The organism is Streptomyces vietnamensis (genome assembly GCF_000830005.1).
In the GTDB taxonomy this organism is placed as follows: Bacteria; Actinomycetota; Actinomycetes; order Streptomycetales; family Streptomycetaceae; genus Streptomyces; species Streptomyces vietnamensis.
Map to the genome: position 1 here is coordinate 1,606,915 of NZ_CP010407.1, position 19,256 is coordinate 1,626,170.

A 19,256-nucleotide genomic window follows, 5' to 3' on the forward strand; every position below is an offset into this window, starting at 1 on the left:
CCCGGAGCGCCCCGATCGGGGTGAACCCCGATGTCAGACCGTGATCAGCGCCGTGAGCGGAGCACCGCCCAGAGCCGGTTCGAGCCGGGCGCGGCCCGGGAGGAAACCGAGCTCCATGAGGACGGCGACACCCGCGACCTCGGCGCCCGCGCGGCGGATGAGCTCGATGGAGGCCTCGGCCGTGCCGCCGGTGGCGAGGACGTCGTCGATGACCATGACGCGGTCGCCCGCGGCCAGGTCCTCGGCGTGCACCTCGATCTCGGCGGTGCCGTACTCCAGCTCGTACGCCTGGCTGAGCGTCGCCCCGGGGAGCTTGCCGGCCTTGCGGACGGGGACGAAGCCCAGGCCCGCGCGGACGGCCACCGGGGCGGCCAGGATGAAGCCGCGGGCCTCCAGGCCGACGATCTTCGTCGCGCCGTGCGCGGAGCACAGCGCGGCGAGGGCGTCGGTGAGGGCCGTGAACGCCGCCGGGTCCGCGAGCAGCGGCGTGATGTCCTTGAACAGCACGCCCGGCTTCGGGTAGTCGGGGACGTCACGGATGCGGCTGAGCAGGAGCTCGGTGACGTCCTGGGCCTCGGCGGTCATCCTCGGTGCTCCTGGGTGCCGCGACGGCCGGCCCGGGGGCCCACGACGGCGGCCTCGGAGGACAGGTCGTCCGCCGCGTCCAGCGACTCGCCCTTGGCGGCGGCGCTGGCGCGCTTGGCCAGGACGCGCTTCCTGAGCGCCTTGATCGAGGGCTCGCGCTCCTTGAGGTCCGCCACGAGCGGGGTGGCGATGAAGATCGAGGAGTACGCACCCGCGGCGAGGCCCACGAACAGCGACAGCGAGATGTCGTTGAGCATGCCGGCGCCGAGGACGCCGCCACCGATGAAGAGCAGGCCGGCGACCGGCAGCAGCGCGACGACGGTGGTGTTGATCGAACGGACCAGGGTGCCGTTGATCGAGCGGTTGGCCAGCTCGCTGTAGGTGTAGCGGGTCTGCTTCGTGATGTCCTTCGTCTGCTCCTTGAGGGAGTCGAAGACGACGACGGTGTCGTACAGCGAGTAGCCGAGGATCGTCAGCAGACCGATGACCGTGCCGACGGTGACCTCGAAGCCGACCAGGGAGTAGATGCCCACCGTGATCGTGAGGTCGTGGATGAGGGCGACGAGTGCCGCGACCGCCATTCTCCACTCGAAGGCGATGGCCAGGTAGATCACCACGAGGATCATGAAGACCCCGAGGCCGGTCCAGGCCTTGGTGGCGATCTGCTCGCCCCAGCTGGGGCCGACGAGCTCGGCCGCGATCTTGCTCTCGGGGACGTTCAGGTCCTTGGCGAGCTCCGCGCGGACCTGGTCGGACTTGTCGGTGTCGAGGCCGCCGACCTGGATGCGCAGGGAACCGTTGCCGAGCTGCTGGACGATCGCGTCGTGGCCGGAGGCCTCTTCCGCGTACGTCTGGGCCTGGCTGACGGAGACGTCCGTCTTCGGGGTGGTGAAGACGGCACCGCCCTGGAACTCGATGCCCATGTTGAGGCCGCGGACGGCCAGGGCGACGATGGCGGTGATCGTGATCAGGATGGACAGGCCATACCAGATCTTGCGCTTGCCGATGAAGTCGTAACCGACCTCACCGCGGTGGAGCCGGGCGCCGAGATTGCCGAGCTTCGACATCTCACGCCTCCTTCGTGTCGACGGGGGCGTGGGTACGGCGGGTGCGGCGCAGCGGCGGCTTGGCGCCGAGGCGCTTCGGGTCCAGACCGGACCAGGCGTGACCGTTGCCGAAGAACTTGGTCCGGGCGAGCAGCGTCATGACCGGCTTGGTGAAGAGGAACACCACGACGATGTCGAGCAGGGTGGTCAGGCCGAGCGTGAACGCGAAGCCCTGGACCTTGCCGACGGTCACGATGAACAGCACGGCCGCGGCCAGGAACGACACGAAGTCGGAGACCAGGATCGTGCGGCGGGCGCGCGGCCAGGCTCGCTCGACGGCCGGGCGGAGCGTACGGCCCTCGCGGAGCTCGTCGCGGATGCGCTCGAAGTAGACGATGAACGAGTCCGCGGTGATGCCGATGGCGACGATGGCGCCGCAGACGGCCGGCAGGTTCAGCGCGAAGCCGATGGCCGGGCCGAGCAGGGCCATGAGCACATAGGTGAGGAGCGCGGAGACGCCGAGGCTGAGGATGGCGATCAGCGACAGGCCGCGGTAGTAGGCGACCAGGTAGATGATGACCAGGCCGAGACCGATGGCGCCGGCGATGAGGCCGGCCTGCAGCTGGTCCCCGCCGAGCGCGGCGGTGACGGTGTCGACGCTCTGGGTCTGGAAGGCGAGCGGCAGGGCGCCGTAGGACAGGACGTTGCCGAGGTCCTGGGCGGACTGCTGGGTGAAGCTGCCGGAGATCTGGGCGCTGGCGCTCAGCGTGGTCTGGACGCGGGGCGCGGAGACGACCTCGCCGTCCAGGACGATCGCGAACTGGTTCTGCGGCTCGGCCTGCTGCGACAGCTTGCTGGTGATCGACTGGAACTTCTTCGAGCCGGCGTCCGTGAACTCCATGTCCACGATCCACTGGCCGGTCCGCTGGTCCAGGCCGGCCTTGGCCTTGTCGACGTCCTTGCCGTCCACCTCGGCCGGGCCGAGGAGGTACTTCTCCCACTGGCCGATCGCGTTCTTGCCGCAGGCCACGGTGGGCTCGGTCGACTTGACGCCCTGGCCGGCGGCGGTGCGCGCCTTGGGGTCGAGGCAGTTCAGCGTGGCGAACTTCTGCTGGAGCGCCGCGGTGGCGGGGTCGGGCTTCGGGGTCGCCTGCGGGGTCCCGGTGGCCTTCGGCTTCGCGGAGGAGCTCGCCGTGGGCGTGGGGCTCGGGGCCTTGAGGGCCTCGGTGAGCGCACGGCCCTGCGGGGAGGCGGTGGCCGTCGGGGTCGCCGACTTCTCACCCACCGTCGTGCCGGAGGAGGCCGAGGCGGACGGCTTCGGCGAACCCGAGGGCTTGCCGGAGGGCGTGGCGCTCGGCGCCGTCTGCGGCGTGGCGGCCGCGACGGCGAGGACGGGCCGGAAGTAGAGCTGGGCGGTGGTGCCGACCTGCTCGCGGGCCTGCTTCTCGTTCGTCCCGCGAGGGATGTTGACGATGATGTTCTCGGCGCCCTGCGTCTGAACCTCGGCCTCGGAGACACCCAGACCGTTGACACGGCGCTCGATGATGCCGACCGCCGTGTTCATGTTGGTCTCGTTGACCGCCGACTCCTGGCCGGGCTCGGCCTTCGCCTTGAGCGTGATCGACGTACCGCCGGCGAGGTCGATGCCGAGGCGCGGGGTGGTGTGCCCCGACCAGAACATCCCGCCGGTGAGCGCGACCATGGCGATCAGGATGAGTGCCAGGGCGCGGCCCGGACGGCTCTGTCCCCCCGCCGGCCTTCGGCCCTTCTTCGGTGCTGCCACCTGTCGTATCTCCCTGTCCAACCGCCTCACGCCGGGTGTGCGTGAGACGGCCACGAAGTGTGTGTGGGGACCTGCCCCCGCAGACGTGGAACCGTTCCGGGGACCGCGCTCGCCGGTGGGCGTGCGCGCGGTCCCCGGCCGCGACTACTTCGCGTCGGTCTCGCCGTCGGCCTTGCCGTCCTTCTGACCCTCGGCGGCGGCCTCGGCCGCGTCCGACTTCTTCGTCAGGTCGGCCTTCGGCGCGTCCTCGACGGTCTCCGCGTCCGTGGCCTCGACGGCCTCGGTCAGCGAGGAGGCGTCGTCCGGGACGACGGTGTCGGAGTCCGACTCCTCGTCGTCGCCGTGGACGATCCGGTTGTACTCGGAGTCGTCGAGGACCGCGCCGATCGCGTTCTTCGCGTAGACCGCGTGCACGCCGGGCGCGACCTCGAGGAGAACGGTCTCGTCGCCGATCTCCTTGACCGTGGCGTACATCCCCCCGATCGTCCGTACGCCGGTGCCGGGCTGCATCTCGTTGCGCATCTGCGCCGCCGCCTGCTGCTTCTTCTTGGCAGAGCGGGTCATCAGGAACATGGCCCCGATGAGGACGATGAAGGGGAGGAGAGTCACGATGCTCACGGGACGGGTTTCCTTCGCACGGTCGCGGAGAACCCGCGGCCTGATCTTCGGGGGTGGGCGCGCCGACCAGAAAGGGCGGCAACGGCGGAGTCTAGGCGAGTCCGCATCGATGGAACAACGTCCAGCATCGCACCCTGGTTCCGGTCCGGGCGAGTGTCAGCACCGTCACGCCCCGAAGAGCCCCTGTTGTCCGCTTGGTGTCGCCGCCGGGCCCGCTGCCTGCGGCGGAACGAGTCCGAGGTGCGTCCATGCCGCCGGAGTGGCGACCCGGCCACGGGGTGTGCGGGCCAGCAGACCTTCGCGTACGAGGAAGGGTTCGGCGACCTCCTCGACGGTCTCGCGCTCCTCTCCGACGGCGACGGCGAGGGTGGACAGGCCGACCGGTCCGCCGCCGAAGAGCTTGAGCAGGGCCTCCAGGACGGCGCGGTCGAGCCGGTCGAGGCCGCGGCTGTCCACCTCGTACACGCTCAGGGCCGCCTCGGAGATGGCGCGGGTGATCACTCCGTCGGCCCTGACCTGGGCGTAGTCCCGGACCCGGCGCAGCAGGCGGTTGGCGATGCGGGGGGTGCCGCGGGAGCGGCCGGCGATCTCGGCGGCGCCGGCGGGGTCGATCTCCACGTCGAGGAGTCCGGCGGAGCGGTGGATGACGCGCTGGAGCTCGGCCGGGTCGTAGAACTCCATGTGCGCGGTGAAGCCGAAGCGGTCGCGCAGCGGCGGCGGCAGGAGTCCCGCCCGGGTGGTGGCGCCGACCAGGGTGAACGGCGGCAGTTCCAGCGGGATGGCGGTGGCGCCGGGGCCCTTGCCGACGATGACGTCGACGCGGAAGTCCTCCATCGCCATGTAGAGCATCTCCTCGGCGGGCCGGGACATGCGGTGGATCTCGTCGAGGAAGAGGATCTCGCCCTCCTGGAGGGAGGAGAGGATCGCGGCGAGGTCGCCGGCGTGCTGGATGGCGGGGCCGGAGGTGATGCGGATCGGCGCGCCCATCTCGGCCGCGATGATCATCGACAGGGTGGTCTTGCCGAGGCCGGGGGCGCCGGAGAGCAGGACGTGGTCGGCGGTGGCGCCGCGCTGGCGGGCGGCCTTGAGGACGAGGTCGAGCTGCTGGCGGACCTTCTCCTGGCCGACGAACTCGCTGAGGTCCTTGGGCCGCAGGGCCGCCTCGACGGCCTGGTCGTCGCCCTCGGCGGAGGCACCGACGAGGCGCGCGGCCCCGGTCTCCGTCTCGTCGTCCCAGTTCACGTGGTCTGCCTATCTCGGTGGTGGTGCGGGTGGTCGGTGGGTGCGGGAGGGGCGGCCGCCGCGCGGGGCTTCTTCCCCACCCCGCCCCTTCCCGAACGGGGGCAGGCCCCCGGCCCCCGTTCGGGAAGGGGCGGGGGAACAAGCCCCGCGGAGCCGGGCCCGTCAGCGGGCTCGGTTCAGGGTCTGGAGGGCGGCTCTCAGGAGCTGCGGGACCGGCGCCGAGCCGCCTCCGGCGATCGACTCCTCGGCCTGCGGCGTCACCGCCGCCACCGCCTCCTCCGCCTCGCGGCTCGCGTAGCCGAGGCCGATCAGCGCCGACAGGAGCTGCTCCGTCCAGGGGGCGGGGCCCGTGGCCGCACGCTGTGCGCCGACGAGTCCGCTGCTGCCCAGCGGGGCGCCGAGCTTGTCCTTCAGTTCGAGGAGGAGTTTCTGGGCGCCCTTCTTGCCGATGCCGGGGACGGCGGTGAGGGCCTTCTCGTCGCCGGTGGAGACGGCGAGGCGCAGCGCGTCGGGGCTGTGCACCCCGAGCATGGCCTGGGCGAGGCGGGGGCCGACGCCGCTGGCGGTCTGGAGGAGCTCGAAGACCTGCCGCTCGTCGTCGTCGGCGAAGCCGTACAGGGTGAGGGAGTCCTCGCGGACGACGAGGGAGGTGGCGAGCCGGGCATGCTCACCGAGGCGCAGGCCTGCGATGGTGTTCGGGGTGCACTGGACGGCCATGCCGACGCCCCCGACCTCGACGACGGCGGTCGTGGGGGCGAGGGCGGCGACCGGGCCGCTCACGAAGGCGATCATCGGGTACGGCCTTTCACTGCGGAGGCGTGCTGGGCGACGGCCTGCTGGAGACGGTTCTGGGCGACGGCCTGCTGCAGGCGGTTCTGGGCGGGGGCCCGCCAGATGTGGCAGATGGCGAGGGCGAGGGCGTCGGCGGCGTCGGCCGGCTTGGGCGGGGCGGAGAGCCGGAGGATCCGGGTCACCATGGCCCCGACCTGGGCCTTGTCGGCGCGGCCGCTGCCGGTGACGGCGGCCTTGACCTCGCTGGGGGTGTGCAGGGCGACGGGGATGCCGCGCCGGGAGGCGCAGAGCATGGCGACCGCGCTGGCCTGGGCCGTGCCCATCACCGTACGGACGTTGTGCTGACTGAACACCCGCTCCACGGCGACGAGTTCGGGCGAGAAGCGGTCGATCCACTCCTCTATGCCGCGCTCGATGCCGACGAGCCGCACGCCGATGTCGTCGTCCGCGGCGGTACGGACGACACCGACCCCGAGCATGGTCAGGGGCCGGCCGGCGACACCCTCGACGACGCCGACACCGCACCGGGTCAGCCCTGGGTCCACCCCCAGTACGCGCACACCGCCCCCTTCCTGATCACAAGCCCGTTCGCAAGTCTGTTTGCAGGCTATCCGCTGCCGAGAAGCCCGCGATCAGGCGTCGACCTTCTCCATGACCTCGTCGCTGACGTCGAAGTTGGCGAAGACGTTCTGCACGTCGTCGCTGTCCTCCAGGGCGTCGATCAGCTTGAACATCTTGCGCGCGCCCTCCTCGTCGAGCTCGACCTGCATGGTCGGGACGAACTGGGACTCGGCCGAGTCGTAGTCGATGCCGGCCGTCTGGAGGGCGGTGCGGACCGCGACCAGGTCGGTGGACTCGCTGATGACCTCGAAGTTCTCACCGAGGTCGTTGACCTCCTCGGCGCCCGCGTCGAGGACGACCTCGAGGACGTCGTCCTCGGACAGCTCGCCCTTGGGGAGCACGACGACGCCCTTGCGGTTGAACAGGTACGAGACCGAGCCCGGGTCGGCCATGGAGCCGCCGTTGCGGGTCATGGCGACGCGCACGTCGGAGGCGGCGCGGTTGCGGTTGTCGGTGAGGCACTCGATGAGCACCGCGACACCGTTCGGGCCGTAGCCCTCGTACATGATCGTGTCGTAGTCGACGCCGCCGGCCTCGAGGCCGCCGCCGCGCTTGATCGCGGAGTCGATGTTCTTGTTCGGAACCGAGCTCTTCTTCGCCTTCTGGACGGCGTCGAACAGCGTCGGGTTGCCGTCCAGGTCGGCACCGCCGGTGCGGGCCGCGACCTCGATGTTCTTGATCAGCTTCGCGAAGAGCTTGCCGCGCTTGGCGTCGATCACGGCCTTCTTGTGCTTCGTCGTAGCCCATTTAGAGTGGCCGGACATCTGCCTGTCTCCTTCGCGTAACCAACTTCTTGAACGAACCCCAGAGATCCTACCGGGATCGTGTCACCGTTCCGCGCGCACCATGTCCACGAACAGCTCGTGGATGCGGTGGTCGCCGGTGAGTTCGGGGTGGAAGGAGGTCGCGAGGGCCTTGCCCTGGCGGACGGCGACGATGTGGCCGTCGTGCTCGGCGAGCACCTCGACCTGGGCGCCGACGGACTCCACCCACGGGGCGCGGATGAAGACGCCTTCGACGGGGGAGTCGATCCCCGTCACGGTGACGCCCGCCTCGAAGGACTCGTTCTGCCGCCCGAAGGCGTTGCGGCGGACGATCATGTCGATGCCGCCGAAGGTCTCCTGGCCCGAGCGCGGGTCGAGGATCTTGTCGGCGAGCATGATCAGACCGGCGCAGGTGCCGTACACGGGCATGCCGGCGGCGATGCGCTCGCGCAGCGGCTCCATCAGGCCGAAGAGGACGGCCAGCTTGGAGATGGTGGTGGACTCGCCACCGGGAATGACCAGGCCGTCGACCTCGGCGAGCTCCTCGGGGCGCCGGACCGGCCTGGCCACGGCGTCAGCCGCGGCCAGGGCGATCAGGTGCTCCCGTACGTCGCCCTGGAGGGCCAGGACACCGATTACGGGCGTGCTCATGGGTGCTTACCAGCCCCGGTTCGCGTAGCGCTCGGACTCGGGGAGGGTGTCGCAGTTGATGCCGACCATGGCCTCGCCCAGGTTGCGGGAGGCGTCCGCGATGACCTTCGGGTCGTCGTAGAAGGTGGTGGCCTTCACGATGGCGGCGGCGCGCTTGGCCGGGTCGCCCGACTTGAAGATGCCGGAGCCGACGAAGACGCCCTCGGCGCCGAGCTGGCGCATGAGCGCGGCGTCGGCGGGGGTGGCGACACCACCGGCGGAGAACAGCACGACCGGCAGCTTGCCGAGCTCGGCGACCTCCTTGACGAGCTCGTACGGGGCGCGCAGCTCCTTGGCCGCGGCGAACAGCTCGTTGTTGTCGAAGCCGCGCAGCTTGGCGATCTCGTTCTTGATCTGGCGCAGGTGACGGACGGCCTCGACGACGTTGCCGGTGCCGGCCTCGCCCTTGGAGCGGATCATGGCCGCGCCCTCGGCGATGCGGCGCAGGGCCTCGCCCAGGTTGGTGGCGCCACAGACGAAGGGGGTCGTGAAGGCCCACTTGTCGGAGTGGTTGATCTCGTCGGCCGGGGTCAGGACCTCGGACTCGTCGATGTAGTCGACGCCGAGGGACTGCAGGACCTGGGCCTCGACGAAGTGGCCGATGCGGGACTTGGCCATGACCGGGATGGAGACCGCGCCGATGATCTCCTCGATCATGTTCGGGTCGGACATGCGGGCGACGCCGCCGTCCTTGCGGATGTCCGCGGGGACCCGCTCCAGGGCCATGACGGCCACGGCGCCGGCGTCCTCGGCGATCTTCGCCTGCTCGGCGTTGACCACGTCCATGATCACGCCGCCCTTGAGCTGCTCGGCCATGCCGCGCTTCACGCGCGCGGTGCCGGTCTCGGGGGACTGGAAGCTGGTGGAAGGCGTGGTGGACACGGATACCTCACTCGTGACAACGGGGTTGACGACAAGATGAGGAAACAGGCCACCTGCGGTCCACATCAAGGGCCAATGTGGACCCGGTGGATCGTTTTCCCAGGTTACGAGGGTCAGGTCGGACGATCAGCAAGGGCGACGGGCGGCTCGTCGTCCATTTCGAAGGCGAGCGGGAAGGGCGCGTGGCCTGCGAGGCGGAACCAGCGGACCTTGCGGTGGCGGCGCAGGGCGCGGGCCGCCCGGACGGCGTCGTTGTGGAAGCGGCGGGCCATCGGGACGCGGCGGACGGCCTGCGCGAGCTCGCCCGCGGCCTCCTCGCCGCCGGGCGCCTGCCGTACGAGCTCCACCTGCTCGGGCTCGCCGAAGACGGCCCGCAGTGCCTGGCTCAGCTCGCTCTCGGCGACCTCCCGCTGGTCCTCCTCGGCCTGCCGGGCGGCGTGCGCGGCCTCGTAAAGGACGATCGAGGCCGCTGGGTCCAGTACGCCGGAGGTGGCGAGCTCCTGGGTGACCGAGGCCCGGCGCAGGAGCTGCGCGTCCAGGGCGGCGCGGGCGGCGTCGATGCGGGAGTGCAGCCGGTCGAGCCGCCCGGCGGTCCAGCTCAGATAGACGCCGATGAGGATCAGCGCGACGACGGTCCAGATCAGGGTTTCGGTCACGGGCGCACAGGCTACCGGGGCGGTGGCAGCACACCTTCCCAAAGGTCACGGTCGTGGGCGAACAGGACACGCGCGGGGCGGCCGCCGGCGAGCTCGCCGAGCCGGTCGAGCCAGGGCAGGTAGGGGGTCCCGAACTCGTGGGCGAAGTCGTACGCCTGACCCGCGAGGACCGTGATCCGGTCGCCGTGGTCGAGGACGAGCGACTGGTGGCCGTCGGTGTGCCCGGGGGTCGGCACGATCCGGATGCCGGGCCCGATCTCGTGCTCGCCGTCGATCTCCTCGTACCGGACGCCGGGCAGGAGCGAGTCGATGGTGTACCCGCCGGCGCGGGCGACGGCGAGCTCCTTGCGCTGCACGAGGACGGGCGTCGCGGGAAAGAGCTGGTTGCCGCCGATGTGATCGAAGTGCAGGTGGCAGTTGACGACGAGGTCGACGTCCGCCGGGCCTACGGGCAGGGGGTGCCGGACGGGTCGGTAGTGCGCGTCGGTCTCCGGGGACCCGGTCCCCATGCCGGTGTCGAAGAGCAGCCGCACGCCCGCGTGGCGCACGAGATACCCGAGAACGGGCTCCACGCGGGCGTGGGGTCCTTCCCACTCGTGGGCGGGGCGGGTGAAGTGCCCGAGGTCGAGCCGGGTGATCGCATCCATACGGGCACCCTGCCCGCCGGCCCCCGTCGTGGGCAATCGTTTCCGCCAGGGCGATGCCCGCCCGGACGCCGCCGCCCCCGTTGTGGGCAATCGTTCCGCTGGGGCGGCGCCCACCCGTACGGCGCCCGCCCCGTTGCCGGCGCCTCGTGCCGCCCCCGTTGTGGGCAATCGTTCCGCTGGGGCAAGGGGGTCCCCCCTGCTCGAGCGAAGCCGAGAGCTTGGGGGAGGGTGGGCACAACGGGCCCGCGCCCTGCCGGCGCCCGAGGCTTCCGCGCCTGAACCCGCACGTGCGGTGCGGCGCGCTGGCGGTGCGGGTCCAGGCTCGGAACGCGGAGGCGCCGCTGAAGGGCGCCGTCCCGTGTGCCCACCCGTCCCGCCCCAGCGGGACGATTGCCCACACGGAGGCGGGGCACCACCCAGCCGGGTGCGGGCCCACACGGGCGGGCGGCGAAGAGCACCGCCCAGCCAGGCGCGGGCTCGCGCGGGGGTGGGGTGCAGGGGGCCGGGCGGGCTTCGGGGCTACAGGCCCAGGCGGGCTCGCAGGCCGCCCGTTCGTTCGTCCGTGTCCACCGCCGCCGCCCCGTCCGTCACCGTCTCGTACACCGCGAGGATGTCCGCCCCGACCGTCGCCCAGTCGAAGCGCCGCACATGGGCCGAGCCCCGGGCGCTGAGCTCCTTGCGGCGCGGTGCGTCCCCGAGGAGCGCGATCGCCGCGTCCGCGAGCGCGTCGGCGTCCTCGTTGGCGAAGAGTTCGCCGGCCGCGCCCTGGTCGAGGACCTGCGCGAAGGCGTCCAGGTCGGAGGCGAGGACCGGCGCGCCGGCCGACAGGGCCTCGACGAGGATGATGCCGAAGCTCTCGCCGCCGGTGTTGGGCGCCACGTACACGTCGACGCTGCGCAGCAGCCGCGCCTTGTCCTCGTCGCTGACCATGCCGAGGAATTCGACGCGCGAGCGCATCTCGGCCGGGAGCGAGGCGACCGCCTCCTCCTCGTCACCGCGTCCGGCCACGAGCAGCCGGGCGCCCGGCCGTTCGGTGAGGATCTTCGGGAGGGCCCGCATGAGGACGGGCAGGCCCTTGCGGGGCTCGTCGATGCGGCCGATGAAGCCGAGCGTCTCGCCCTGCCACTCCTTCTTCGGTTCGGCGCGGGCGAAGAAGTCGACGTCGACGCCGTTGGGGATGACGACGGCGTCGCCGCCCAGGTGCTCCACCAGCGTCCGGCGCGCGTACTCGCTGACCGCGATGCGGGCGCTGATCTTCTCCAGGGCGGGCTGGAGGATCGGATACGCGGCGATCATGGCCCGTGAGCGCGGGTTCGAGGTGTGGAAGGTGGCCACGATCGGCCCCTGCGCCGCCCAGCAGGTGAGCAGTCCGAGCGACGGCGAGGTCGGCTCGTGGATGTGGACGACGTCGAAGGTGCCGTCGTGCAGCCAGCGGCGGACCCGCGCGGCGGAGAGGAAGCCGAAGCTGAGCCGGGCCACCGAGCCGTTGTACGAGACCGGAACGGCCCTCCCGGCCGAGACGACGTACGGCGGGAGCGGCGTGTCGTCGTCGGCGGGGGCGAGGACGGAGACCTCGTGGCCGAGCCGGATGAGGTGCTCGGCGAGGTCGCGGATGTGGAACTGGACGCCGCCCGGCACGTCCCAGGAGTACGGGCAGACGATCCCGATCTTCACGCGCCCGGTCCCTCCCGCTCGTCCAGGTCCGAGAGCCACAGTCGTTGCAGCATGTGCCAGTCCTCCGGGTGGTCCGCGATGCCTCCGGCGAACGCGTCGGCGAGCGCCTGTGTCATCACGGACGTCTTCTCGGCCCGCGTACCTGACTCGGGTACGTCGATCGGTGCGTGGATCTGCCCCTTCATGACCGACGTGTCGTCGTACCAGAGCGTCACGGGCAGCAGCAGCGCGCCCGTCTGCTGGGCGAGGATCGCCGGGCCCGCCGGCATCCGTGCCGTGTCCCCGAAGAACGTGACCTCGGTGCCGGAGGCGGACAGGTCGCGGTCGGCGACGAGGCAGACCAGGCCGCCGGCCCGCAGCCGCCGTGCGAGGGTGCCGAAGGCGGAGCCGCCGGTGTGCGGCAGGACCTCCATGCCGAGGGACTCGCGGTAGGCGACGAACCGGTCGTACAGGGACTCCGGCTTGAGCCGCTCCGCGACCGTGGTGAACGGCACGCCGACCGAGCGGGTCACCCACACGCCCGCGAGGTCCCAGTTCGCCAGGTGCGGCAGGGCGAGGATGACCCCGCGCCCGGAGGCGAGGCCCTCCTCCAGGTAGTGGCGGTCCTTGATGTCGATGGACCGCTCGACCCGCTCCTTGCTCCAGGTCGGCAGCCGGAAGGACTCCATCCAGTACCGCATGTACGAGCGCATGCCGGCCTGCGACAGCTCGGCGAGCCGCTCGGGCGTGGCGTCCGGCACCACGCGCGCGAGGTTGGACTCCAGCCGCAGGACGCTCTTGCCGCGCCGCTTCCACGCGAGGTCGGCGATCCGTCGGCCGAGGCCCGTCGCCACCGGTTCCGGCAGCTTCTTCACGGTCGCCCAGCCGGCGCCGTACAGCCCGTCGCTCAGGCGTTCCTTCAGGGTGCTCACGAGGCCGCACCGCCGCCCCCGGCCGTGGCGGCGTCCGCCTCGGCCGATTCCCGGCGCACGGTCACGACCCGCTGGCCCAGGGTCACGGCGCTGCCGACGGCCACGATCCACAGGGCGATCGGGAGCAGGACCTCGATCCCGGGGACGCCGAACTTGTGGAGTCCGGCGAGGCCGGCGGCGACCAGCGAGATCACCAGGCGCTCGGCGCGCTCGACCAGGCCGTTCACGGCGACGGGCAGGCCAATCGATTCGCCGCGGGCCTTGGTGTACGAGACGACCTGGCCGCTCGCCAGGCAGAAGATCGCCACGGCGCACAGGATGTTGTCGTCGCCCTTGCCGGCGTACCAGAGCGCGAAGCCGCCGAAGATCGCGCCGTCGGCGACCCGGTCGAGCGTCGAGTCGAGGAAGGCTCCCCACCGGCTGGAGATCCCCGCCTGCCGGGCCATGTTGCCGTCGACGAGGTCGGAGAAGACGAACAGGGTGATGACGATCGTTCCCCAGAAGAACTCTCCGCGGGGGAAGAAGACCAGCGCACCGGCCATCACCCCCGCCGTGCCGATGAGCGTGACCGCGTCGGGGCTGACGCCCCGGCGGAGCAGAAACGCGGCGAACGGTGTGAGGACACGCGTGAAAAAGGCACGCGCGTACTTGTTCAGCATGGCCTTCCCGAGGTTCGGTGGGCCGCGCGGCCCCTACGACCACCGGCTCACCCATCGTAGCCACGCGCGTCCCGGCGCACCGGAGGGCACCCGCCCCGCCGCGTCGGCGTCCCTCCGGGGGCCTCCGGGATGTACGACGTATGGACGCTTCCTGGCGTCGGTGCAAAGCTCGAAGGACCACCGCGGGCACCGCTGGAGCCGTACCGCGACACACCACTCCCCCGCGCCCGCGTCCCGCCGCACCGTGCGAGCACTGTGAGCAGTCGGGAGGAACACATCATGGGTGACAAGGCGAAGACGCCCGCCGGGGCCGCCGGCAGGGCTCCTACGGCCGACCGGCCCTCGGCCGTGCGGAACGTGGTGCTGGTCGGCCACAGCGGATCGGGCAAGACGACCCTCGTCGAGGCCCTCGCGCAGACCGCGGGGGCGGTCAACCGGGCCGGCCGGGTCGAGGACGGCGCGACCGTCTCCGACTACGACGAGATCGAGCACCGCCAGCAGCGGTCCGTACAGCTCTCCCTCGTCCCGGTCGGCTGGGACGGATACAAGATCAATCTCCTCGACACCCCCGGGTACGCCGACTTCGTCGGGGAGCTGCGGGCCGGTCTGCGCGCGGCGGACGCGGCCCTCTTCGTCGTCTCGGCCGCCCAGGAGGCCGACGCCGTCGCCGCGTCCACGCGGATGATCTGGGAGGAGTGCGCCGCCGTCGGCATGCCCCGTGCCATCGTCGTCACCCACCTCGACACCGCCCGCACCGACTTCACCGAGCTCACCGCCGTCTGCGCCGAGCTCTTCGGGCGGGACGACCCCGACGCCGTCCTCCCCCTCTATCTGCCGGTGCGCGGCACCGACGGCGCCGACGGGCACGCGCCCGCGACCGGCCTGGTCGGCCTGCTCTCGGAGCGGATCTTCGACTACTCCTCCGGGGTACGCCGGGAGAGCCCGCCCGACGAGGCGCAGCGGGAGCTCATCGCGGAGGCCCGCGCCCGGCTCATCGAGGGGATCATCGCCGAGAGCGAGGACGAGACCCTCATGGACCGCTACCTCGGCGGCGAGGAGATCGACGTGAAGACCCTCGTGGACGACCTGGAGAAGGCCGTCGCCCGAGGTGCCTTCCATCCGGTGCTCGCGGCCGCCCCCGCCGCCGACGGGGGGACGCAGGGGCTCGGCACCCTCGAGCTCCTGGAGCTGATCACCGGCGGCTTCCCCTCGCCCCTGGAGCACGAGGCGCCCGCCGTCACCACCCCCGACGGCCGCTCCCGGCCCCCGCTCACCTGCGACCCCGAGGGGCCGCTGGTCGCCGAGGTCGTCAAGACGGCCGCCGACCCCTATGTGGGCCGGATCTCCCTGGTCCGGGTGTTCTCCGGGACGCTGCGCCCCGACGAGACCGTGCACGTCTCCGGTCACGGCCTCGTGGACCCGTCCCACAACGGCCATGAGCTGCACGAGGCGGAGGAGCGGGTCGGCGGGCTCACCTCGCCCTTCGGCCGGCAGCAGCGCCCGCTGGCGGAGTGCATCGCCGGGGATCTCGCCTGTGTCGCCCGACTCGGGCACGCGGAGACCGGTGACACCGTCTCCGCGAAGGACGATCCGCTCCTGATGGAGCCGTGGACCATGCCGGAGCCGCTGCTGCCGCTGGCCGTCCAGGCCCACGGCAAGGCCGACGAGGACCGGCTCTCGCAGGGCCTCGCCCGGCTGGTCGCCGAGGACCCGACCCTGCGGCTCGAACAGAACCCGGACACCCGGCAGATGGTGCTGTGGTGCCTGGGCGAGGCCCACCAGGACGTCGCCCTGGAGCGCCTGCGCGGCCGGTACGGGGTGCAGGTCGACGCCGTGCCGTACAAGGTGGCGCTGCGCGAGACCTTCGGCGGCGCCTCCTCGGGCCGGGGGCGGCACGTCAAGCAGTCCGGCGGCCACGGCCAGTACGCCATCTGCGAGATCGACGTGGAGCCGCTGCCGCCGGGCAGCGGCATCGAGTTCGTCGACAAGGTGGTCGGCGGGGCCGTCCCGCGCCAGTTCGTCCCCTCCGTCGAGAAGGGAGTACGGGCGCAGGCCGCGCGCGGGGTGGCCACCGGTCATCCGCTCGTCGACATCCGGGTCACCCTGCGGGACGGCAAGTCCCACTCGGTGGACTCCTCCGACGCCGCCTTCCAGACGGCCGGGGCGCTCGCGCTGCGCGAGGCGGCCGCCGACGTGCCCGTCCACCTCCTGGAGCCGGTCGCCCAGGTCGAGGTCCTCGTCCCCGACGAGTACGTCGGCCCGGTCATGAGCGACCTGTCGGGGCGGCGTGGCCGCGTCGTCGGCACCGACCAGGCCGGTCCCGGACGGACCGTGGTCAGGGCCGAGGTGCCGGAGATCGAGATCGGACGGTACGCGATCGACCTGCGCTCGATCTCGCACGGCACCGGACGGTTCGACCGCACGTACGCCCGGCACGAGCCGATGCCGCCGCACCTGGCGGAGAAGATCCGCGAACAGGCCGAAAAAGGCTCCTAGTTGATGGAGCGACAGGGATGAACGTCCGCCCGGCGTCTGCCGGGCGGACGTCATTCGGCCGACGACATCCACAGGCCGTGACGCATCGTGCCGTACCCGGTTACGCTGTGGTGCCCAGCTCAGAAGGTGTGCGGGGCGCGGCAGTTGGGAACAGCCCGCACAGGTACTCGCGCGCGATGGGGGCGGCAGTGGCGATCGACGGTTTCGGACCCGGGGCTCAGATCCCCCTCCAGAACACGGGAGGCGGCACGGGCGCGACGAACGCGCTCGCCTCCGCCGCGTACCGGGACAGCCCTCTGAAGACGATCCAGGAAGCCGACAACGAGCTCTACAAGACCGCGGTCAAGGAGGGGAAGTGGGGGCTCTTCAGCCCCGACCTCGGCGAGGCCTTCTCCCGCGCGGTCCAGGTCCGCATGCTCGGCGGCGCCCGCAAGGCCCTGATCCAGTCCTTCGGGGCCGAGCCGCAGCCGGTCGTCGAGCACTGCCTGGCCGCCACCCATCTGCGCAGGCAGCGCGACATCAAGCTGACCCTGGTCACCTTCTTCTGCGGCGTCCTCTTCCTGCCCGGCCTGCTGCTCTGGCTCGGCGTCATCCAGCTGCGCCGCCTCGTCTCCGGCTCCGAGAACAAGCGCAACAGCGCCGTCGGCACGGCCCTCCTCTGGGCCGCCGGGATCTTCGCGGTGCTCGTCCTGCTCAAGCTGCCCTTCGACGGGATCCTGCCGAACTACCTGCGCGCGATGGTCGTCGCCCCGGTCGTCGGCTGGTACCTCGCGAGCCGGATCTGCCTGAACGCCGCCGTCGACCTGCGCGAGCGCTGGGCCGGCCTGCTCGGCGGCGGCGGGGTCGGCCCCCACGTCCCCAAGTCCGTCCCCCAGGACCCGGGCGAGAAGTCGGCCGAGGCGCTCCGGCTCAACCTGGAGAAGCTCTCCGCCGAGCAGCAGTCCAACATCGTCTTCTACGCCGGGGGCAAGGGCATCCTCGGCCTGGGCCCCCGCTGGGGCAGCTGGTCGCTCGCCGAGAACCTCGTCCCCCAGCCCGGCAAGGAGATGCACGCGTTCCGCTCCTGGGACGTCGTTCGCAAGATCCACGACGAGCTGACGCTGCTCGATCGCGGCGCGCTCAAGACCGGCTTCCCCAAGCCGACCGTCAAGCACTGGATCGTCTCCTCGGTCGGCGAGGGCGCGGACGAGGTCACCCGTCCCGAGAGCGACAACATCGTCCACTACCAGGTCAAGCCGCACGAGATACAGCGCATCTGCAACGAGCAGCAGTTCGACTCGGGCAACCGCTACTACCTCGGCGTCCAGTTCACCCTCTACGACGGCAACCTGGTCCTCACGATGATGGTCACCGTCACCTCGCTCCACGACACCCTGCGGATCGAGGTCACCGGTCACGCGCTCGGCCCCGTCCACAGCCTGTTCACCACGAAGCCGAAGGCGAAGACGAAGGAGGTCGCCAAGACCGTCCGCTTCTGGGAGACGAAGGAGGTCCAGCAGCCGCTGCTCACGACCAACGACATCGTGCGGCTCGCGGTGCGCGCCCCGCTCACCTGGTACCCGCCGGTCCTGGACTTCCTCGGCGGCAAGATGACCCTGCCCGAGCCCTTCGGCCTGCGGCACGTCTGGGCCGGGCCGCCCTGGAAGAACCGCTTCATGGCCGACGACGCCATCCGCATGGCCACGCCCGTGCTCCGCGCCGTCCACGCCGCGACGATCAAGGTGCTCGACGAGCACAACGTGGACACGGAGCGCTTCACCAACCGCTCGCTGGTCCTCAGCGGCGGCATCCAGGACCCGGGCCCGAAGAAGGCCGACGTCTACGACGCCTGACCCGGGTCCTCTCGTACGGCACCCGGAGGGTCAGAGGGTGGCCGGCCAGGCGTCGGCCAGCATCTTCCGGGTGTCGGCGAGCAGCTGGGGCAGCACCTTGGTGTGGCCCACGACCGGCATGAAGTTGGTGTCCCCGCCCCAGCGCGGCACCACGTGCTGGTGCAGGTGCGCGGCGATGCCGGCGCCCGCGACGGCGCCCTGGTTCATGCCGATGTTGAAGCCGTGCGCGCCGGAGGCCGCGCGCAGCGCGACCATCGCGCGCTTGGTGAAGGCGGCGAGCTCGACGGTCTCCGCCTCGTCGAGGTCGGTGTAGTCGGCGACGTGCCGGTACGGGACCACCATCAGGTGGCCGCCGTTGTACGGGTAGAGGTTGAGCACCGCGTACACGCCCTGGCCGCGCGCGATCACCAGACCGTCCTCGTCGGACTTCGACGGAATCACGCAGAACGGACAGCCGTCCTCGGACCCCGGCCCGGTCGGCTTGTTCTCGCCCTGGATGTACGCCATCCGGTGAGGCGTCCACAGGCGCTGGAACGCGTCCTGCGTCCCCACTCCGATCTGCTGTTCCGGCTCAGTCGTCATGCTGAGCAGCATATTGCGTCGCCCGTTCGGAACGTGTCGCCGGGGCGGAAGATCCATGCAGCGGCCATGCTGATCCGATGAGAGAGAGGCCGCTGATCCCGCCCGCGCAGGAACGCTGGGACGACCTGATGGAGACCCCGCTGACGGTGATGGCCCTGGTCTATCTCGCCGCCTACGCGCTGCGGATCCTCGGCCATGATCTGGCGGGGCCCCTGCGCGACCTGTGCCTCGCGCTCACGTACACGGCGTGGGCGGTCTTCATCGTCGACTATGTCGTACGGGTCAGGCTGAGCGGTCTCGGCCTGTTCCGCTTCATGCGCCACCACTTCCTCGACACGGTGGTCGTGGTGCTGCCGCTGCTGCGCCCGCTCCGGGTGGTGAGCGTGTACGACCGGGTGCAGCGCCGCCGCGACAAGCCCCGGCTCACGCTCTACGCCCGGGTCATGGCGTACGCGGGAATGACGGCGGGGCTGCTGGGCTTCGCGGGGGCGCTGACCGTCTACCACTACGAGTACACCGCCCCGGGGGCGACGATCCGCACGTTCGGGGACGCGGTGTGGTGGGCGTGCGCGACGCTGGCGACGGTGGGGTACGGGGACGTGACCCCGGTGACGCCGATGGGCCGCCTGACGGCGGTGGGCATGATGGGCGTGGGGCTCGCCCTGCTCGGCGCGGTGACGGGTTCGTTCTCGTCCTGGCTGATCCAGGCGTTCACCCGGGAGGACGAGAAGGGGCCCCCGGGGAACACCCCGGGGGCCTCCTGAAGGCTCAGGTCA

The 19,256-nt window shown here is 71.5% G+C and carries 19 protein-coding genes; 3 read left to right on the forward strand and 16 right to left on the reverse strand.

What is annotated here, in order from left to right; all coding sequences use genetic code 11:
* Nucleotides 1-33: 33 nt before the first annotated feature.
* The 15 genes from SVTN_RS06930 to pgsA all read right to left on the reverse strand — a co-directional run bounded on the left by SVTN_RS06930 (nucleotide 34) and on the right by pgsA (nucleotide 13,570).
* Nucleotides 34-585, reverse strand: a complete 552-nt coding sequence (locus tag SVTN_RS06930) for an adenine phosphoribosyltransferase (protein WP_041128262.1) — start codon at nucleotides 583-585, stop codon at nucleotides 34-36.
* Nucleotides 582-1,652, reverse strand: a complete 1,071-nt coding sequence (secF, locus tag SVTN_RS06935; RefSeq protein WP_041128263.1) for a protein translocase subunit SecF — start codon at nucleotides 1,650-1,652, stop codon at nucleotides 582-584. The genes SVTN_RS06930 and secF overlap by 4 nt, the downstream gene beginning before the upstream one ends.
* 1 nt (nucleotide 1,653) lies before the next feature.
* Complete coding sequence (gene secD / locus SVTN_RS06940; RefSeq protein ID WP_041128264.1) at nucleotides 1,654-3,414, reverse strand: protein translocase subunit SecD; 1,761 nt, start codon at nucleotides 3,412-3,414, stop codon at nucleotides 1,654-1,656.
* 144 nt (nucleotides 3,415-3,558) lie between these two features.
* On the reverse strand, nucleotides 3,559-4,032 hold the full coding sequence (gene yajC / locus SVTN_RS06945) for a preprotein translocase subunit YajC (protein WP_041128265.1): 474 nt from the start codon (nucleotides 4,030-4,032) through the stop codon (nucleotides 3,559-3,561).
* 165 nt (nucleotides 4,033-4,197) lie between these two features.
* The gene (gene ruvB / locus SVTN_RS06950) at nucleotides 4,198-5,274 is read right to left on the reverse strand and encodes a Holliday junction branch migration DNA helicase RuvB (protein WP_041128266.1); all 1,077 of its coding nucleotides are present in this window, start codon (nucleotides 5,272-5,274) and stop codon (nucleotides 4,198-4,200) included.
* A gap of 162 nt (nucleotides 5,275-5,436) precedes the next feature.
* Complete coding sequence (gene ruvA, locus SVTN_RS06955; RefSeq protein WP_041128267.1) at nucleotides 5,437-6,066, reverse strand: Holliday junction branch migration protein RuvA; 630 nt, start codon at nucleotides 6,064-6,066, stop codon at nucleotides 5,437-5,439.
* On the reverse strand, nucleotides 6,063-6,626 hold the full coding sequence (gene ruvC / locus SVTN_RS06960) for a crossover junction endodeoxyribonuclease RuvC (RefSeq protein WP_041128268.1): 564 nt from the start codon (nucleotides 6,624-6,626) through the stop codon (nucleotides 6,063-6,065). Before ruvC ends, ruvA begins: the two co-directional genes overlap by 4 nt.
* 72 nt (nucleotides 6,627-6,698) lie before the next feature.
* Nucleotides 6,699-7,451, reverse strand: a complete 753-nt coding sequence (locus SVTN_RS06965) for a YebC/PmpR family DNA-binding transcriptional regulator (protein ID WP_041128269.1) — start codon at nucleotides 7,449-7,451, stop codon at nucleotides 6,699-6,701.
* Between the two features lie 63 nt (nucleotides 7,452-7,514).
* Nucleotides 7,515-8,102 carry a pyridoxal 5'-phosphate synthase glutaminase subunit PdxT gene (gene pdxT, locus SVTN_RS06970; RefSeq protein WP_041128270.1) on the reverse strand — a complete coding sequence of 196 codons (588 nt, stop codon included), beginning with the start codon at nucleotides 8,100-8,102 and terminating at the stop codon, nucleotides 7,515-7,517.
* A 6-nt stretch (nucleotides 8,103-8,108) separates the two neighbouring features.
* Complete coding sequence (gene pdxS, locus SVTN_RS06975) at nucleotides 8,109-9,023, reverse strand: pyridoxal 5'-phosphate synthase lyase subunit PdxS (RefSeq protein WP_041128271.1); 915 nt, start codon at nucleotides 9,021-9,023, stop codon at nucleotides 8,109-8,111.
* Between the two features lie 113 nt (nucleotides 9,024-9,136).
* Nucleotides 9,137-9,679 (reverse strand): LemA family protein, encoded by a 543-nt coding sequence (locus tag SVTN_RS06980; protein WP_041128272.1) that lies wholly within the window; start codon nucleotides 9,677-9,679, stop codon nucleotides 9,137-9,139.
* An 11-nt stretch (nucleotides 9,680-9,690) separates the two neighbouring features.
* On the reverse strand, nucleotides 9,691-10,326 hold the full coding sequence (locus tag SVTN_RS06985; protein WP_041128273.1) for an MBL fold metallo-hydrolase: 636 nt from the start codon (nucleotides 10,324-10,326) through the stop codon (nucleotides 9,691-9,693).
* 519 nt (nucleotides 10,327-10,845) lie between these two features.
* On the reverse strand, nucleotides 10,846-12,000 hold the full coding sequence (locus SVTN_RS06990) for a glycosyltransferase family 4 protein (RefSeq protein WP_041128274.1): 1,155 nt from the start codon (nucleotides 11,998-12,000) through the stop codon (nucleotides 10,846-10,848).
* Nucleotides 11,997-12,911 carry a phosphatidylinositol mannoside acyltransferase gene (locus tag SVTN_RS06995; protein WP_041128275.1) on the reverse strand — a complete coding sequence of 305 codons (915 nt, stop codon included), beginning with the start codon at nucleotides 12,909-12,911 and terminating at the stop codon, nucleotides 11,997-11,999. The genes SVTN_RS06990 and SVTN_RS06995 overlap by 4 nt, the downstream gene beginning before the upstream one ends.
* Nucleotides 12,908-13,570, reverse strand: coding sequence for a phosphatidylinositol phosphate synthase (gene pgsA, locus SVTN_RS07000; RefSeq protein ID WP_041128276.1), 663 nt, complete (start codon nucleotides 13,568-13,570; stop codon nucleotides 12,908-12,910). The genes SVTN_RS06995 and pgsA overlap by 4 nt, the downstream gene beginning before the upstream one ends.
* Nucleotides 13,571-13,849: 279 nt before the next feature.
* On the opposite strand from pgsA, the gene SVTN_RS07005 reads away from it, so the two are divergent.
* Both SVTN_RS07005 and SVTN_RS07010 read left to right on the forward strand, forming a co-directional pair.
* Nucleotides 13,850-16,066, forward strand: coding sequence for an elongation factor G-like protein EF-G2 (locus SVTN_RS07005; protein WP_041128277.1), 2,217 nt, complete (start codon nucleotides 13,850-13,852; stop codon nucleotides 16,064-16,066).
* 176 nt (nucleotides 16,067-16,242) lie between these two features.
* Nucleotides 16,243-17,898, forward strand: coding sequence for a hypothetical protein (locus SVTN_RS07010; protein ID WP_041128278.1), 1,656 nt, complete (start codon nucleotides 16,243-16,245; stop codon nucleotides 17,896-17,898).
* 30 nt (nucleotides 17,899-17,928) lie between these two features.
* On the opposite strand, the gene SVTN_RS07015 is transcribed toward SVTN_RS07010, so the two are convergent.
* Complete coding sequence (locus SVTN_RS07015) at nucleotides 17,929-18,492, reverse strand: HIT family protein (protein WP_030692008.1); 564 nt, start codon at nucleotides 18,490-18,492, stop codon at nucleotides 17,929-17,931.
* Nucleotides 18,493-18,557: 65 nt separating this feature from the next.
* On the opposite strand from SVTN_RS07015, the gene SVTN_RS07020 reads away from it, so the two are divergent.
* Nucleotides 18,558-19,244 (forward strand): potassium channel family protein, encoded by a 687-nt coding sequence (locus tag SVTN_RS07020; RefSeq protein ID WP_041128279.1) that lies wholly within the window; start codon nucleotides 18,558-18,560, stop codon nucleotides 19,242-19,244.
* Nucleotides 19,245-19,256: the final 12 nt, after the last annotated feature.